Source organism: Leifsonia sp. YAF41, from assembly GCF_052113185.1.
Lineage (GTDB): Bacteria > Actinomycetota > Actinomycetes > Actinomycetales > Microbacteriaceae > Cryobacterium.
The window spans coordinates 1-16,407 of sequence record NZ_JBFRCS010000015.1 but is presented as its reverse complement, the minus strand read 5'-3'; the positions used below and the strand labels follow the sequence as shown (position 1 = coordinate 16,407).

Here is a 16,407-nt window from a genome sequence, read left to right as displayed (position 1 = left end):
TTTGCGAACAATCTCCGTCGAATGGGAGGTGGTGTTTCCGAACGTTTCAGTTCCAGCTCACCCGGCCTCAACGGGAGGTGGGCGCTCGCACGACGGTGATTTCAGTCGGATTGCGTAGGGCGATGAGCACCGGACAGGTGTTCTGCGCTTCTGTCACGAACGCGTCCCGCTCGCTCTCGGTCAACGTCGGCGCTTCGAGGTCGACCGTCACCATAATGTCGTGCGGCGTCGTCGGCCGATCCGACTCAACGTGGAAGAACCCCGCGTCGTTGTTCTTCGCGCTTACGTGCACGTCCACCCGGTCAAGCGAGAGGCCTCGCATGGCGGCCAGGCACAGAATCGTGTGCGTCAGGCAGGTCGAGATCACGCCGCACAACAGCTCGGGTGAACTCGGCCCGAGTTCGTAACCGCCGATGCCGGGCCCGCCATCGCCGACATAGTTCCACTCCCTGATGCGCCACTTGCGCGCACCGGTGATGTCGTCGGCGACGCAGCGGGCCTCGATGACTTCATCCCAGCTGGCAGCCGTCGGGCGCGCAAGCGCCTCGGCCCGCATCGCCTCCCTCTTTTGGACGAGATGGGTGGCGAGTGAACGCCGTTCAGCAAGCTGCTCTGACATATCGTGCTCCTTCTGTGAATCGGACTGTTCGCCGGTCGCGCGGTGGGCCGGCGAACACGGGTTACTTCGACAAACTGGGTTTCGCGGCGAGTCCATGAGCCAGCTCAATCGCTCCGCGCAACGACGCGCCGGCACCGAAGCTTGATTGGACGACCTCGGGAGGAAACGCGAGCGCCGAGTTCAGGCGCGCCCGGATCGGGTCGATGATCTGCTGCGTTGCCCCGCTCATCCCACCACCGACGACGACACGCTGCGGGTCGAGCAGCAGCACACAGGTAAGGATGTGCCTGGCTAACTCATCGAGGCTGGCACCCAAGAACTCGGCGACCTCGGGGTTCACCTCGGCCAGCTCGAGTACGGCCCGTGCGCTCACCGAGGTGCCGAACCGGCCCGCTCCGCGCTCACCGAGCCCGCGGCCACCAATGTGCTCCTCGAGCGGCGCCCTCTTCCCCGACCAGTCGAGAAGGGATGCCGCGCCGACGACGCCGTAGCCGATCTCCCCTGATGCGCCATGAGCGCCTTGTACGACGGCTCCGTTCACAACCATCGCCGCAGCGATGCCCGTGCCCAGGTTGAGATAGAAACCGGGATCAAAACCGACGAGAGAGCCAGATGTCGCCTCGGCGAGCGCTGCGGATTTAACGTCGTTTTCGACAACGACGAGGTCGATTCCAAGACCGTCCTGAAGCAGGGTCCGCAGGGAGAGATCCGACCAACCGTCGACGTTGGGAGCCAGTTGGATACCGTGTTCGTGCACGATGCCCGGCGTGGCGATGCCGACGGCGACAACCTCCCGCGCGCATCCGCTCAGAAGTTCCCGAGCGGAATCGATCGTTCGGTCGACGACGTTCTGAGCGGGTTCTCCAGCCGCGATCGGGAGCCGAACCTCGGCCAGGATCTCTCCTGCGCTCTCCAGACAGAGGGCGACCTTGGTGCCGCCGAAGTCAATCCCCAAGACTGCGTCGCCGGGCGGCGTCTCACGAGAGTTCACGGTGCCGCCAGGGTTAGACGCGAGCAGAAACGCCACGCAGTTCCTCACATTCGGTGCGAAGACGGGCATCGACCTGGGCGAGGTGATCGATCTGGTCCTGGTGCCACGTCGCGAACGCGGCCGCACGCTCGACGCGCTCCGCAGCCATGCGTGCAACTTCGATGGGGGCGACCCCGCCACGCGACGTGCGGACAGCCACGAAATTGTCAGCGTTCAGGGCGAGGCTCACGCTCTCTTCGCTCATGTCGATCTCGCGGCCGCACACCTCGCGTGCGGTGGCCATGACCTCGGAGGCGTGCACCTCACGCACATCCGTGACGCCCCGGTTGTCGGCGCTCGTCACCACACGGGAGACGATGGTGTGGGCTTCTTTGAACGTGCAACCGGCGTCGCGCACGAGGGTATCGGCAAGTTCAGTCGCGTTGGCAAATGACGCGAGGGCCCGCTCGCGCATGACATCAACGTTCACCTCGATCGTGCCCAGCACATTCGAAAGCAGGTGTAGCACATTTGTCAGCACCTCGACCGAGCGCCAGATGTAGGGCTGCAGGTCGTCTTCGGTATCGACGATGTCGCCGAACGGGGTGTTGTGCATCATCGTCAGAACGGTCGCCGCGCTGGCCGACGCGGCGGAAAGCAGAGAGCGCGAGTGCTCGATCGAAACAGGGTTGCGCTTCTGCGGCATGATCGAGGAGATCTGCACATAGGGCGCGGCCACCTTGTAGAGGCCGAACTCAGCCGTGCACCAGGTCAGAAAGTCGACGCAGCTGCGGCCGGTGTCGATGGCCATCAGTTGCAGTGCCGTCGCGCCGTGCGCAATGTAGTCGGTGCTGGCGACGGCGTCATAGGAGTTCTCGACGAGGCCGGAGAATCCGAGAAGCTCGGCCATCAGCTCGCGGTCGATCGGGAACCCAGTGCCGGTGAGTGCCGCGCCGCCCATCGGCGAGAAGTCGAGGCTGCCGTACGCAGCCTTGACCCGCTCGATGTCGCGACCGAGGACATCCGCGATGGCGAGGAAGCGATGACCGAGGATCGACGGCTGAGCGGGCTGGGTATGGGTGTGCTCCAGCGTGAGCGTCTCCGAGTGCTCGCCGCCCAGGCGGACGAGTGTCGTGTAGAGCTCGGTGGCCGCGGCGATGACGCGCAGCAGCTGATGACGCATGACCATGCGGTAGAGGCACATACCCATGTCGTTGCGCGACCGGGCCGTGTGCAGGCTGCCGACGACATCCCCATCCAGCTTGATCATCGTCGATTCGACGGTGAAGAACAGGTCTTCGTATTGACCGGTGTACTCCGAGGCCGCGATGGCCTCCAGATCAAGCCCGTCGATCGATCCCGCGATGGTCGCCGCGTCGGTGGCATTCAGGATGCCGACCGAGCGCAGCATAAGCAGATGCGCGCGGTGGATCTGGATCATCGACGGCAGCAGCACCGTTTTGGCTTCGTCATAGGCAGGACGCAAGACCGCATTCGTGTAGCTGGCGCCGGGAAAAACCGCCCCGTCCCGGGCGATGATGTCTTCGCGATTCATGATTCTTCTTTCGGTGAGGTGGGTCAGGAGGAGGGGATGGATGCGGCGTTCGCGCGCGATTCCATCTGCCGGGTGATGATGAGAACGATCAGAACGAGCCCGACCTGGATCATGCCGTAGACCGATCCGGTGCCGATGTTGCCCTGGTAGTTCTGGTTGAGGATCTCGATTGACAGCGGCGTCCACGACGGCGAGTAGAGCAGCACAGATGAGACGAACTCACCCACGCCGTCGACAAACGCAAGAAGTGCCCCGGCCATGATTCCGCGAGAGACCAGCGGCAGCACGACCTTGCGGAACGTGTACCACCACGTGGCGCCGAGGCTGCGTGCCGCGTCCTCGAGGTTGGGGTCGAGCTGCGCCCAGGAGGCGGAAGACGAACGGAATACCAGCGGGTTGAATCGCACGAAATACGCCAGCGGCACGATCGCAAAAGTACCGACCAACACTTGGCCCATTGCAAAAGGTGACGGGCTGGAGAACGCGGTGATCAGGTTGATCGCCACGACGGTGCCCGGCAGCGCCCAGGGCAGCATGATCGCGATGTCGAGGGCCAGTTTTCCCTTGAACTTCATCCGGCTCATCACATAGGCGGCACCAGCACCGAGCACCACGGCGGCGCCGACGGCGATCAGGCTCATCAGCAGCGAGTTCGTGACCGGACGCCAGAATTCGAAGCCGGAGAACATCTGGGCGTACCAGTCGACGGTGAACGAGGTCGGCAGGATGGTGTTGAGCCAGCCTCCCTTGGCCGTGAACGAGAGCACGAGAATCATGATGATCGGCAGGATCAGAAAGATCGTGAGCGGAATCGCGACGACGGCAATCACTGTCTTGCCGAGTGGCGATGTCACGGTCGATCGACGACGGCCGCCGCCCTTCGACTGCGTGCGATAGATCTTGCGTTGTTCGTATCCCCTGATGACCGCAAGGAAGACGATGGAGATCACAGCCAAGGTCGTGGCGATGATGGAGGCCAGTCGCATGTCGCCGTTCGACTTGGCGATCACGACCTGCTGGGTCATCACATCCGTGTACTGGAACAGGAGCGGTGCCGTGTACGACGACATCGACGACATGAACGTGATGAGGGCGCCGGCGACGACCGCGGGCGTGAGCATCGGCAGAACCACCTTCAGCCACGTGCGCAGCTTCGAGGCGCCCATGCTGTACGACGCCTCCTCCAGCGAGACGTCTGCGCTCATCAACGCGGCGGACACTGTGAGATAGAAGTACGGATACATCGTCATGGCGTGCACGATCAGCACGCCGGCCAGCCCCTGCAACCAGAGATCCTGTTGCGGGATGCCGAACCACTCCTGGAACGCGAACGGGATACGCCCGCCCACACCGAACAGCAACTTGAACGACCAGACGCCCATCAACGGCGGCAGCGCGATCGGCAGTAGCGCGAGCACCTGGCAGATCCGGCGACCGGGGAACTCCCAGCGGGTCAAAAGCACAGCCATCCCGGTGCCGAGCAGGCCGGCCACGATCACACTGAGGATCGAGAGCGTGATACTTCCCACAATGGCACTGCGTTGCGCGTTCGAGAGGAAGAAGTCAGCCCACGCCTGAAATGAGAACCCGACGGTGTCGATTCGGTCCTGGGAGAGGCTGCGCCGGGCGGTGGCGATCATCGGCCCGATCACGTAGCCGACGAGCACGACGATCAGAACCGTGAGCGTTGCGATCACGGTGAACCGGCGGCGGAACCACGACGGTCGCTTGTAGACGGATTCCGCATCCGGCAGAACCGGAGACGGGCTTTCGGTGGGAGTCAGGGTCGCGGTCATGGGGTGTGCTCAGCCGGAACGAAATAGATGCTCTTCTCCGAGAGGTGCACGGTGAGACGCTGACCGAGAGTCGGACGGATGCCGGCACCGGTTAGGTCGAGCAGTACCCGACCAACGGCCGTCTCGAGTTCACAGGAAAGCGTTGCGCCGACGTATTCCACGTCGGACACAGTTCCGTCCAAGAGGTTTTCGCTCTGATCTCCGGTGGAAAATTGGACTGCCTCGGCCCGAATCGTCGCGCCGATCAGGCTTCCGGGTGACAGCGGGAGGCCGGGTGAGGTGCGGGACGCCGAGCCGCGAAGCATGCTGCCGTCGGCGAGGCGCAGATAGACCTCGTCACCATTGACGGCGGAGACAGTACCGTCGAAGACGTTGTTGCGGCCGAGGAACATCGCGACGAAACGCGTGTTCGGCCGTTCGTAGACTTCAGCCGGAGTGCCGACCTGGTGCACGACCGAGGTGTTCATAACGGCGATGCGGGTGGACATGGCGAGGGCTTCCGCCTGGTCGTGTGTCACGTAGATTGACGTGATGCCGGTCTCGTTGTGGAGGCTGCGCAAGGCACCACGCATGTCCAAACGCAGCTTGGCGTCGAGATTCGACATGGGCTCGTCGAGCAGGAGAAGCTGGGGACGGAAGACAAGTGCTCGCGCCAGGGCGACCCGCTGCTGCTGGCCGCCGGACAGCTCATCGACCCGCGCATCCACTTGCTTGGTGAGGTTCACCTGGGCGAGGGCATCCTGAATCATTTTCTTGGCATCGATGCCGCGGATCTTGCGCACGGCGAGACCGAAGCCGACGTTCTTCGCCACGGACATATGCGGGAAGAGCGCATAGTTTTGAAACACCAGGCCGACGTCACGCTTGTTCACCGGTGCGTAGGTGACGTCACGATCGTTGAAGCGAATTTGACCGGAATCGGGCTCGTCGAACCCGGCGATCATCCGGAGCGTCGTTGATTTTCCGCAGCCCGACGGACCGAGGAGGGTGAAGAATTCACCCTCCTCGGCCCGAAGGTCCACATGGTCAACAACCACTCCCGAGCGCTTGAACGACTTCGTCAGCCCATCAAGAGTCACTGAGACCATAGGGTTATGCTCCGCCCTTGCCCTTGATGTTGTCGGCCCAGTAGGTCATCCATGCGTCCTGGTTCTCACCAAGAACGTTCCAGTCGATGTCCATTTCCTTGATCTTGAGCTTGGCGAGCCAGTCCGGCTTGTCAGCTTCAGCGATCTCCATGGCCGGGACCTGGTAGTACTGGTCAGCCAGCGAAGCCTGCAGCTTCGGGTCCATCAGAAAGTCTTCGAAGTCCTTCGCGGCCTGGTCCTGGTTTTTGTTCTTGATGATGCCGACCCCGTCGAGCAGCACCGGAGCGCCGGATGACGGCATCACGTAGCTCCACGGGCGGTTGTTCTTCAGCGGCTGGATGAGCGCATCCTGCAGGTTCCACAAGGTGATGACTCCCGTGCCCTGGTCGAGCTGGGTGTACATGTCATCCGGGTTCGCCGCGTAGCTGACGGTGTTCGCGTCAAGCTTCGTGAGGAAGTCGTAGCCGGCGTCAGGCGAGCCGTCCTTGGCGAACGAGTCGTAGACCATCGACGAATAGATCGTGCGCATGGTTCCCGACGCCATGACGTCGCGGATGACGATCTTGTCCTTCCATTTCGGGTCGAGCAGGTCAGCCCAGTCCTTCGGGGCATCCTTCTCTTCAACGAGGGTGTTGTTGTAGATGATGATCTCGGGCAGCAGCATCTCGGCGAACCACTGGTTGTCCGCATCCTTGCGACCGTCAGCAATCTTGTCGGCGCTCTTCATCTCGTAGGGCTCGAGGAGGCCTTCGCTGGCCGCCTGCTCGAACTGCTGCTGCGTGCCGCCCCAGAGGAAGCCGCCCTGCGGGTTTGACTTCTCCGCGCGCATGCGGTCGAGATTGTCCTGGGCGCCTGCGATGACCGTCTGGACCTTGCCCTTGTACTGCGGGTATGCCGTTTCGAACTGGGCAACGACAGAGGCAACTTCGTCTTTGTCGCGGCCGGTGTAGATGGTGAGCGACTGGGCCGGAGCGGCTGCATCGCCGGTCGGTTCGGTCTTCGGTTTGACGTCTGCTGCGCAACCGGACAAAACGAGTGAACTGAGGGCGACTGCAATGACGCCGGTGAGAACCGCGGAGCGGGCTTTTCTTCTCATATGTTTTCTTATTTCCTTGTTTCAGGGTCGGATCGAACCGAACTCATGGTGCGGGGAGCGTTGTGCCCGAATCAGGTCATATGCCTCCCGCGAGAATGCGCTGCCAGCACTGTTCGTGGGCGGCAGAAATCAGCGCTTCTGTACCCAGCTGCGCAAAATCAATAACGGGAAGGGCCGGCGTGCGCAAGGCAAGCCGCTCGCCCAGCTCCGCGAGGTCGAGAGCCGTGAGGTCGGCAGCTGCCCCGCCGATCAGCACGACAGTGGGGTCGAGGATGACCGAGAGAATGAGAATCGATTGCGTGAGCGCGTCGAGGACCGCAGTACGGATGGCGCGGGCTTCGGTGTTGCCGGACTCCGCCCAGCGCACAAGGGCGGGCACCGGTGCCGGCTCGACATCGAGGCCGCTGGCCTCCAACGCGCCTTGGATGGCCGCAACCGAAATGCGGTCTTCGATGCGGGTCGGCCGTTCTGAGCTATCGCCAGCAGAGAGCGGGATGATGCCGACTTCGCCTGCCGCACCCTTTCCGCCCTGTGTCAGACGCCCGCCGGACACGATGCCGGCGCCGACGCCACGACGCCCGAGGTAGAGGTAGACGACATCGTCGACACCGACGGCTGCGCCGGACTCGCGTTCGGCGATGACCAGCAGGTTTACGTCGTTATCGACGGTAACCGGCACTGCATAGGTCTCTTCGAGTAGTGATCGCAGGGGAACAGCCACCAACCAACCGAGATCGGGCGCCTGGCTGACGGCGCCCGTTTCTGCGTCGACCACACCGGGCACGGCCACGGCAATTCCGAGGAGGCGACCGTCGGCCAACCCGGCGTTCTCTCGCGCAGAATCGATCTGGCTCATAATCAGGGCGATGTCCAGAGTCTGCTCGCGCAGCTCGACGATACCGACCCACACCGGCACTGCGTGCGTGTCAAACACCCCCACGCGGATGCGGTCCCCTTCGCAGGACACCGCAACGACGTGCCCGTACTCTGCGACGAGTTCGAGCTGTACCGGAGGCCGCCCGAGCGCCGATGACACCGACCCGGTCTCCCGGAGAATTCCATCGTCGATCAGGCCCCGCACCAGGCGCGTCACGAGTGACGAGCTGATCTGAAGCCTCGCGATCAAGTCGGACCGGGACAGCCGCTCGGTGCGGAGAATCTGCACGACAGCGGCACGCTGCACCTCGCGCGACGCGGCCGCGAGGCTGCCGAGGATGCTAGCCACGATCGATCGCTCCGGCCACCCCGGCGAGACCAGCGAAAAGGTCGGGCTCCCACCCGTTCGCATTGCGCTCGGCCCCCACCTCACCTTTGACCAGGATGAACCATTCGCGGTCCTGGATGCGCATGCCTCGACCGGAGGCAAGCACCCAGTACTCGCCGTGTACGGTGAGCTGGGTCCTGTGGGCGGCGAGTGCGTCGCGCTTGGCATCGAGGTGCGCGGCGACGTCGAGCTCCGTGGTGATCTCGGCGTCATCGTGCACACCGTCCGGGTATTCGCTCGTGTCGGTGTCGACCCAGAGATAGGGATGCTTCGACTCGTCGCGTTTGAGCGTGTCGAGTTCGGCCTGGATCAGGTCACGCGGCACAGCGCACCAGTACACCTTGGGCACGTCCCACGGCTCCCCGGTAACGGCGGCGTCCGCGTCGGGTGCGATCTCGATCGCTCGCATCGTCACGCGATGGGTCTGAATGTGATCCGGGTGGCCATAGCCGCCGTTCGTGTCGTACGTGACGACGACGTGCGGACGGGTTTCACGGATGACTCCGGCAAGTTCGGCAGCGGCAATCTCGAGATCGGCTTGCCAGAAAGCGTCGGGACGGTCATTGCTTTCGCCGCCCATCCGGCCAGAGTCGCGATAGCGGCCTTCGGCGCCCAGGTAGCGGTGGTCGGTCAGGTTGAGAGCGACGACAGCGGCGCCGAGTTCAGCGGACCGGCAGTCACCGAGGAGATCATCCTGATCAGCGCTCAGGTGGGCGAGTTCGGCAACGGCGATTCGGCCTTGTTCGCCCCGGGTCGAGGTGACGACGGTGACCTGCGCGCCTTCTGCGACGTATTTGGCGATGGTCCCGCCGGTCGCACACGATTCGTCGTCTGGGTGTGCGTGCGTCAAGAGGATACGGCGTTGTTCCGCCATGTCTTTCCCTTCATCAACATTGATTGAGCCGAATTGACTTTGATTCTGTCAGAAAGAATTAAAAGAAACAACAAGTAATGGCGTTGCTTTCGGTTCGGTTCGACAGCGGCTCGACCGCGGTTTCGACAACTGACCAGCAAACGCGAGCTGCCGGATGCGCCGGCTCGGCGTGGGATGATCTCCGGGAGGTGCCAGCTTTCGCTCGTGCAGCGTCAGGAACATCGGCAAAAGTTGGCGGCTTTCGAGGCAGCGCCGCGCACACCTGCAAGGACGAAACCCTAGGCTGTCTCCATGCGATTCGGACTCTTTGTACCCCAGGGCTGGCGACACGACCTCGTTGGCATCGACCCGGCCGAGCAGTGGGCGGCGATGAGCGGCCTGGCCGCCCATGCGGATGCCGGCGCTTGGGAGTCGATCTGGGTGTACGACCACTTCCACACCGTTCCGGTGGCGACGGATGAAGCCACTCACGAAGCCTGGACCCTCATGGCCGCCTTCGCCGCGACCACCTCCCGCGTGCGCCTCGGCCAGATGTGCACCTGCATGAGTTACCGCAACCCGGCGTACCTGGCCAAGGTCGCTGCAACCGCCGACCTCATCTCCGGCGGACGCGTCGAAATGGGCATCGGCGCCGGCTGGTACGAGCAGGAGTGGAAGGCCTACGGTTACGGCTTCCCCCGCGCCGGCGAGCGCCTGGCCCGCCTCGAGGAGGGCGTACAGATCATGCAGCAGGCCTGGACGACCGGCCGCGCCACCCTGCAGGGCGAGCACTATCAGGTCGAGGATGCGATCGTGCGGCCGCTTCCGTTGCAGGAGGGCGGCATCCCGCTGTGGATCGCCGGCGGCGGCGAAAAGGTGACGCTGCGGATCGCCGCGCAGTACGCGCAGTACACGAACTTCGACGGGTCGCCGGACGGATTCGCACATAAGAGCGAGCTGCTGCGTGGGCACTGCGAGGCGCTCGGCACCGACTTCGATGCGATCACCCGGTCGTCGAACTACAACACCATCGTCGCCGCGACCGAGGCCGAAGTAGCCTCGCGCATCGACGCGGTCGAGGCGCGGGTCACCCCCTACCTCGGCGAGGCGAAGGCGGCCGAGTTCGTTTCGGAGTACCGCAGCGGCGACGCGCTCGGCGTCGGAACGCCGGAGCAGATCGTCGAGCGCCTGACCGGGATGCAGGAGCTGGGTCTCGGCTATTCGATCCACTACTTCCCCGAGGCTGCCTATGACCGGTCGGGAATCGAGCTCTTCGAACGCGAGGTCATGCCGGCGCTGCTCGGCGTGCGGGAGGCAGTGTCTGAGCTGGCGTAGCCCGCTCGCGCGCTGAGCTTGAACCGGGCGAGCGTCGCCGTTCGCACCGAGAGTCGCCGCAACAACGGCGATTCTCGGCAGCGGTGGCAACACTCGGCGCGGCGGACGCGGGGCGTCGTGCATCCGCTCTCAACGGAAGCGCGCACGTAATGTCGCCTCGCCACGTCACGTCACCTCACCGAGCTTGAACGTTGCGGTCGAGTTGCCCTGTTCTGCCGGGCAAAGTCGACCGCAACGCTCAATCTCGGCGGGACGGCGGCTGCGGAACGGTGAACGCGGGAACCCCCGCGAGGCGCCCGCCGTCGACGGCGAGCACGGTGCCGGTGACGAACGACGACGCGTCGGAACAGAGCCAGACCGCCGCCGCTGCAACCTCATCGGATCGACCGACCCGGCCGAGCGGCACCGCTCGGGCCGCTCCCGCCTGAGCGGCGGGGCCCGCCGCGGCGAGACGGTCGGTGAGAATGGGGCCTGGCGCGATCGCGTTCACCCGGATTCCGGACGCCGCATAGTCGAGCGCCGCCACGCGCGTGAGCCCGCCGACGCCGAACTTGCTCGCCACATAGCCGGTGAGGCCGGCGACGCCCTGCTCCCCGGCGGTCGAGGAGAGGTTCACGATCGCGCCGCCTCCGTTCTCGAGCATCAACTCGACCTCATACTTCAGGCATAGGAAGGTGCCGCGCAGATTCACCGCGATCGCCGAGTCGAAACTCTCGACCGGCCAGTCGGCGAGCGGGGTCGGCGGGAGTCCGCCGCCGGCCGCGTTGTTCACGGCGGCATCGAGACGTCCGAAACGCGCCGTGATGGCTTCGAAGAGATTGCGCACCGAATCTTCACTCGTCACGTCGACGGGGATCGCCACCGCGCTGCCTCCGGCGGCTTCGATCGATTCCACCTGGCGGGCGAGGGCTTCCTCACCGCGGGCGGCGAGAATGACACGGGCACCGGCTTCAGCGAGCGCCTGCGCAATTGCGGCACCGATCCCCTGACTTGCACCGGTGACCAATGCGACCTTGCCGGCGAGCGGGCCGGCGACATCCGCTCGTGCGTCGCTCGGCCGGGCCTCGGCGCTCATCGTTCTCCCCGATTCGAGACGGGCCGATTCGCCGCAGCCCGGTTCTGAGGAAGCAGGAAGCCGGCGGCAACGAGCCAGATCAGCCCACCGAACCGGGCGACCGGAAGCAGAAACTGCAGCGGCTCGATCGCCATCGACAGAAAACTGAGCTCGGCGAGCGCGGCAATCACCAGGCCGATCCAGGCGAGCCAGCGTGGAACGAACCGCAGAATCAGCGCGGGAACCGCGATCCCGGCGATGAGAAGTCCAAGCCCGACAACGAATCCGACGCCGCCCGTGATGAACGCGAAGAACGCGAGCGCGTGCGTGAGCGTGACGTCGGTCGTGATTTCGGGCCGGCTCAGCAGCCAGATCACGCAGCCGGAGAGCATCAAGAAGACGGATGCCGCCACGCCGCCGAAGAAGCCGATGCCGGGACCCGGCACCCGCACGCCCAAGCGCAGTTGGCGCGCGTACACCGTTGCGGCGAAGATGCCGAGCGGCACGGCGGATCCGAAGATGAACAGGCTCGAGATGCGCGTAGCCTCGGGGTTGGCCTGGAAATATGCGGCGACCTGGCTCGCCGATTCAAACGGCGAGACGAAAAATTGGCCGCCGGTCATCACCGCGCCGACGATCAGTCCGGCGAGGGTGAGCGCCAGGCTCACCACGGCCAGGATGCCCGGGTTGGGGCCACCGGATCGCGCCGGCCGGTCGACGCGCTGCAGAGTGGCGTCAGTCATGTCATTCCTCCTCACAATTGAGTCATACCAAGAATGATTCACCTATTGAACTATTCTGTCAAGGAGGTAATCTGGAGCCATGGACTCCCCCACGCCCCGGCCGCGACGCACCGCCTTTCTGCTCTCGCAGCTCGGCGCGCTGGCCTCCGCGCGGTTCGCCGAGCGCACGCGGGAGATCGGGCTCACGCCGAGCGACGCCGGGGTGCTCCGCCTGCTCGGCCGCACCCCCGGCCTGAGCCAGCGCGAACTCGCCGATCGCCTCGGCGCCGTGCCGAGCCGGATCGTTCCGCTCATCGACTCGCTCGAAAGCCGGGGTCTCGTCGGTCGCGAACGCAGCAGCACCGATCGGCGCAACTACGAGCTCACGCTGACGGACGCCGGCCGCGCGATCCTCACGCGACTCCGGTCAATTGCGGAGCAGCACGAGGCCGAGTTGCTCGCCCCACTCTCTCCCGAACAGTCGGAGCAACTCGAGTCGCTCCTGGCACAGCTTGCCGGAGGCGCCGCGCTCGACGCGGATCTGCACCGGGATCTCGGCCGCTAGGCAGCAGGCATGCCGGCGGATGCTGATGCCCCCGCCCGGGACTTGCCTACGAAACCTCTGCGGGCGCGGAGCCGATCTCCACGAATTTCATGCGGCATCCGTTTCTCCGCCGTGTCGGAGATACACTAGCCTTCACACGCATGTGAAGGTAGTGAGCGCAGGCACTGCGCGCGAGTGTCGGCACGAAGGAGCACAGGATGAAGATCGGCGAGCTGTCCAAACGCACCGAGGTGTCGACGCGGCTTCTGCGCTACTACGAGGAGCAGAACCTGCTCACCGCCGACCGCGAGAGTAATGGCTACCGCGACTACCCGGAGGCGGCCGTCGACCGGGTCGCGCAGATCCGCGGGCTGATCGACGCCGGCATCCCGACCGCCTTGATCAAGGACATGATCCCCTGTTTGAAAGGCCTCCCCTCGGTGCAGGTCGAGAAGATCACGCCCGAAATGATTGAGACTCTCGGCCAGCGCCGCGAACAACTCGCCAAACGCATCGACTGCCTCACCCGCAACCTCGACGCCGTCAGCGCCTACCTGGCCGAGGCGACCCGAACGGATGCCGCGGGCCAGCTGGCAAGCTAACGCCCGCCGGCCCGGCGCATCCGTCGCCGCAGCGTTCTTAGAACCGGCGGGTCGGGCTCAGAACTGTCGAGTGCGAGCCGCGAACCCCGTGCGCGCGGCGAACGCCAGCAGGAGGCTGACGAGCGCGATCGCTCCGGCAACGTAGGGAAGCGCGCCGACGCCGCCCAGGTCGAGCGCCACCCCGCCGAGGAAAGCTCCGGCCGCGATCGCTCCGTTCCAGACCGTGACGACCATCGACTGGGCCACATCGGCCGCCTCCCCGGTCACGCGCGCCGGCGCGTTTTGCAGCAGCGCCGGCGCGCCGCCGTAGGCCAACCCCCAGAGACCGACGGCGATGATGGTGATGATCGGGTTCGACCCGGCCACTCCGATCACGAGTGTCGCCACGGCGAGAACCGCGGTAGCCAGCAGCACGAGCGGGCGCAGATGCCGATCGATCAGCATGCCAACCAGGCCGATCCCGGCGATGGCACTGACCCCGAAAACGAGAAGCGCGACGTCGAGGTGGTCGCTCCAGCCCGATGCCCGCATCAGCGGCGCGATGTAGGTGTAGGTCACGTTATGAGCAAGCACGAAGGTGAGAGTGACGGCCAGAATCGCAGCCAAGCCCGGGGTGCGGAACACCTGCCAGAGCGTCGCCCGCCCGCCTGCACGCTCCCCCGCGAACTGCGGAACCGTCAGCAGCACCCAGATTACGAGCAGCGCCGTCACCACGGCGATGAGGCCGAAAATCATCCGCCAGCCGAGCAGCGTGCCGAGCAGGGTGCCCAGCGGCAGGCCAAGCGCGAACGCGAGCGGAGTGCCGACCATCGCGAGCGCGAGCGCCTTTCCCGCCTGCGCGGGCGGAACCATCCGCATGGCGTAGCCGGCCATCATCGCCCAGAGCAATCCGGCGAGCACCCCGCCGCCCACCCGGGCGATGAGAATCACGGAGTAGCTCGACGACACCGCGGTGACTACGTTGACCAGGGCGAAACCGATCACCAGCACGAGCAGCAGCGTGCGACGCGGGATGCCGCGGGTCAACGCGATCAACGGAATGGCGGTCAACGCGGTGGCCAAGGCATAGACGGTGACGAGTTGCCCGATCTGCGACTCCGAAACCTGCAACGCCGCACTCATCTGCGGGAGCAGGCCCGCCGGCAGGATCTCGGTCAACACAGCGAGGAAGACGACGGCGGCGAGCGCGAGGAGCCCTCCGATGGGAAGCCGGGGCTCGGGTCCTGGCGAAGCAGAGTCAGGGAACGCAGCAGAGTCAGCGACTGAAGCAACCGCAACCGGTGCGGTGAGGGGTGATGAGGACATAACGCCAGTGTCTAACCTTGACACTAATGTCAAGGTCAAGACGACTCGCTGTGGACACAGCACGCACAGGGTGGGCTGCGATACTCGAAAGCAGACCGCGGAGCCCGATCTGGCCGCACCCGCCCCCGTGCACGAACGAGGGCGGTGTTGCCCCAGCCGTGTCGTGTCACAGGAGTTGATGCATGCCGAGCACGCCCCCGAATTCAGCCGCCGCCGATGCCGCGACCCCGGTTTCCGCGGCTCCAGTTGCCGACGCCCCGCGTTCCGACGCCCCGGTTGCCGACACCCCGGGATCCGACGCCCAGATCAGCTGGCTCGAAAACGGACAGCAGCGTTCGGCGGCCTGGCGCTCCGACGGCGGCTGGCCCGCCCCGGCGACGGTCGTCATCGGTGACGACGAAATGACCGCGGATGCTGCCTACCGGCTGGTGTCCGCCGGCACCGGCGTGCTCTGGCGCGGGGATTTCAACAACGCTCGCCAGCTGCAGAGCGCGCTGGCTCGCCGCGTCGACAAGCGTTCGCGTTCGCCGCGCAGCGACCTGACGACGGCTTTTCATACTTTTCGAGCGGATGCCGCGAAGCGCGCCCGCCGTCTCGGATTGATCTTGGTGGAGCTCGACTCCACCCTCGCGGTGCCGCTGCGCCGGGCGCCCGAGGTGCGCGACGCATGCCTCGAAGCGTTCGGCCCGAGCCTCGGCCGGCCTCCCGGCACCTCATCGGTTCTCTCACTGCGCGAGCTGCTCGGCGTGATCGGCGCCCACGAATGGCGCCGCGAAGGCGTGCCTGTCGCGGCGCTTGGCGCGCGCATCCACCCGCATTACGGTGTCTTCTCACCGGTGCGCGGGGAGTACCTCGACCTCGTCTCTAAGGCGCCGCTCCCCGCCGCCGCGACCCGACCCGGTGGCGTCGCGTTCGACATCGGCGCCGGAACCGGCGTGCTGTCGGCGATCCTCGCGAAACGCGGCGTGACCCGAGTGATCGGCACCGACCTCGACCCGCGCGCCCTCACCTGCGCGGCCGACAACATCACGCGCCTCGGGCTCAGCTCGCAGGTTGAAGTGGTGCAGGCCGACCTGTTCCCGGAGGGCCATGCTGACCTCATCGTGTGCAACCCGCCGTGGATCCCGGCGTCGGCCACGACCTCCACCGATCATGCCGTGTACGACCCGGACAGCCGCATGCTGCGCGGCTTTCTGGCCGGCCTGAACGAGCACCTGGCTCCCGGCGGCGAAGGCTGGCTTATCATCTCCGACATCGCCGAGCGGCTCGGGCTGCGCTCCCGCGCCGACCTTCTGGACCTCATCGAAGACGCCGGACTCATGATCGTGTCGCGCCTCGACATCCGCCCGACGCATCCGAAGGCCGTCGACGCCAGCGATCCACTGCATGCCGCGCGTGCTGCCGAGATCACGTCGCTCTGGCGACTCGCTGCGGCGTAGGGGCCGCGGTCGGGCCGGCTAGTTGTACTGCCCAGCAAGGTTAGTTAACCGGCTGATGGGTGGTTGGCCTCCGATTGCGGTGTGGGGCCTGTGGTGATTGTATTCGTGGAGCCAGGCCGGCAGTGCGTTGCGGCGGGCTGATTCGCTGGCGTAGAAGCGCTTGAA

16 protein-coding genes are annotated in these 16,407 nt (G+C 65.3%); 4 read left to right on the top strand and 12 right to left on the bottom strand.

From position 1 onward, the window contains the following. Positions 1–67 precede the first annotated feature (67 nt). The 8 genes from AB4Y63_RS16525 to mshB form a co-directional block, all read right to left on the bottom strand. Positions 68–556: an OsmC family protein gene (locus AB4Y63_RS16525; protein WP_441792165.1), complete on the bottom strand. Its 489-nt coding sequence runs from the start codon at positions 554–556 to the stop codon at positions 68–70. Between the two features lie 124 nt (positions 557–680). After that, a complete protein-coding gene (locus AB4Y63_RS16520) occupies positions 681–1,646 on the bottom strand; it encodes an ROK family protein (RefSeq protein WP_441792164.1) in 966 nt (321 codons plus the stop codon). Beyond that, positions 1,624–3,144, bottom strand: coding sequence for an argininosuccinate lyase (gene argH / locus AB4Y63_RS16515; protein WP_441792163.1), 1,521 nt, complete (start codon positions 3,142–3,144; stop codon positions 1,624–1,626). Before argH ends, AB4Y63_RS16520 begins: the two co-directional genes overlap by 23 nt. Positions 3,145–3,167: 23 nt before the next feature. Next, positions 3,168–4,940, bottom strand: a complete 1,773-nt coding sequence (locus AB4Y63_RS16510; RefSeq protein ID WP_441792162.1) for an ABC transporter permease — start codon at positions 4,938–4,940, stop codon at positions 3,168–3,170. After that, positions 4,937–6,028 (bottom strand): ABC transporter ATP-binding protein, encoded by a 1,092-nt coding sequence (locus AB4Y63_RS16505; RefSeq protein ID WP_441792161.1) that lies wholly within the window; start codon positions 6,026–6,028, stop codon positions 4,937–4,939. The genes AB4Y63_RS16510 and AB4Y63_RS16505 overlap by 4 nt, the downstream gene beginning before the upstream one ends. Positions 6,029–6,032: 4 nt before the next feature. Next, complete coding sequence (locus AB4Y63_RS16500; RefSeq protein WP_441792160.1) at positions 6,033–7,124, bottom strand: extracellular solute-binding protein; 1,092 nt, start codon at positions 7,122–7,124, stop codon at positions 6,033–6,035. Between the two features lie 76 nt (positions 7,125–7,200). Beyond that, entirely contained in the window at positions 7,201–8,349 is a 1,149-nt protein-coding gene (locus tag AB4Y63_RS16495; RefSeq protein WP_441792159.1) for an ROK family protein, read from the bottom strand. Next, positions 8,342–9,262, bottom strand: a complete 921-nt coding sequence (gene mshB / locus AB4Y63_RS16490) for an N-acetyl-1-D-myo-inositol-2-amino-2-deoxy-alpha-D-glucopyranoside deacetylase (protein ID WP_441792158.1) — start codon at positions 9,260–9,262, stop codon at positions 8,342–8,344. The genes AB4Y63_RS16495 and mshB overlap by 8 nt, the downstream gene beginning before the upstream one ends. 291 nt (positions 9,263–9,553) lie before the next feature. On the opposite strand from mshB, the gene AB4Y63_RS16485 reads away from it, so the two are divergent. Further along, complete coding sequence (locus tag AB4Y63_RS16485) at positions 9,554–10,576, top strand: LLM class F420-dependent oxidoreductase (protein WP_441792157.1); 1,023 nt, start codon at positions 9,554–9,556, stop codon at positions 10,574–10,576. A gap of 238 nt (positions 10,577–10,814) precedes the next feature. On the opposite strand, the gene AB4Y63_RS16480 is transcribed toward AB4Y63_RS16485, so the two are convergent. Then, the gene (locus AB4Y63_RS16480) at positions 10,815–11,651 is read right to left on the bottom strand and encodes an SDR family NAD(P)-dependent oxidoreductase (RefSeq protein WP_441792156.1); all 837 of its coding nucleotides are present in this window, start codon (positions 11,649–11,651) and stop codon (positions 10,815–10,817) included. Beyond that, on the bottom strand, positions 11,648–12,373 hold the full coding sequence (locus AB4Y63_RS16475) for a hypothetical protein (RefSeq protein WP_441792155.1): 726 nt from the start codon (positions 12,371–12,373) through the stop codon (positions 11,648–11,650). The genes AB4Y63_RS16480 and AB4Y63_RS16475 overlap by 4 nt, the downstream gene beginning before the upstream one ends. Before the next feature lie 79 nt (positions 12,374–12,452). Here AB4Y63_RS16475 and AB4Y63_RS16470 point away from each other — a divergent pair, with 79 nt between their 5' ends. Further along, positions 12,453–12,917 (top strand): MarR family winged helix-turn-helix transcriptional regulator, encoded by a 465-nt coding sequence (locus tag AB4Y63_RS16470; protein WP_441792154.1) that lies wholly within the window; start codon positions 12,453–12,455, stop codon positions 12,915–12,917. Positions 12,918–13,114: 197 nt separating this feature from the next. Next, the gene (locus AB4Y63_RS16465; RefSeq protein WP_441792153.1) at positions 13,115–13,498 is read left to right on the top strand and encodes a MerR family transcriptional regulator; all 384 of its coding nucleotides are present in this window, start codon (positions 13,115–13,117) and stop codon (positions 13,496–13,498) included. Between the two features lie 57 nt (positions 13,499–13,555). Here the strand turns inward: AB4Y63_RS16465 and AB4Y63_RS16460 are convergent, their stop codons facing one another. Further along, positions 13,556–14,803 (bottom strand): MFS transporter, encoded by a 1,248-nt coding sequence (locus tag AB4Y63_RS16460; RefSeq protein WP_441792152.1) that lies wholly within the window; start codon positions 14,801–14,803, stop codon positions 13,556–13,558. Positions 14,804–14,985: 182 nt separating this feature from the next. Here AB4Y63_RS16460 and AB4Y63_RS16455 point away from each other — a divergent pair, with 182 nt between their 5' ends. Then, a complete protein-coding gene (locus tag AB4Y63_RS16455) occupies positions 14,986–16,242 on the top strand; it encodes a methyltransferase (protein ID WP_441792151.1) in 1,257 nt (418 codons plus the stop codon). An 18-nt stretch (positions 16,243–16,260) separates the two neighbouring features. On the opposite strand, the gene AB4Y63_RS16450 is transcribed toward AB4Y63_RS16455, so the two are convergent. Beyond that, on the bottom strand, positions 16,261–16,407 hold a 147-nt coding region (locus AB4Y63_RS16450), incomplete at its 5' end, for an integrase core domain-containing protein (protein WP_441791731.1).